Raw genomic sequence first — 262 nt, 5'->3', positions numbered from 1 at the left:
CCATTAATGCAGGATCTTGTTGCGCTTTACCAATCACTGTTTGTAGGCTGTTAAATAACGCTTCAAAACCTTTGTTTGCTCTGTCTTCAATTTGAAGTTTAAAGCCACCTGTAGTACCTAAGCCTTGAATTGGCGGCGGTGGAAATACTGCAACAAACGCTTCGTCAATTGCTGCAAACCGTTGATTTAACTGCGCGGCTATAGCCATGGCCGATTTACTCGGATCGGTTCTATTTTCAAATGCATCTAACGGGGTAAACAC

At 43.1% G+C, this 262-nt stretch carries 1 protein-coding gene; it reads right to left on the bottom strand.

Translation table 11 applies throughout. The features are described from left to right. Positions 1-262, bottom strand: a 262-nt coding sequence (locus SB756_RS31425; RefSeq protein ID WP_410913415.1) for an efflux RND transporter permease subunit, incomplete at both ends; no start/stop codon positions are given.

The organism is Pseudomonas sp. SIMBA_068 (assembly GCF_046534705.1).
Lineage (GTDB): Bacteria > Pseudomonadota > Gammaproteobacteria > Pseudomonadales > Pseudomonadaceae > Aquipseudomonas > Aquipseudomonas putida.
The sequence above is the reverse complement of the archived record's forward strand: the minus strand, read 5'-3'. Positions and strand labels throughout refer to the sequence as shown.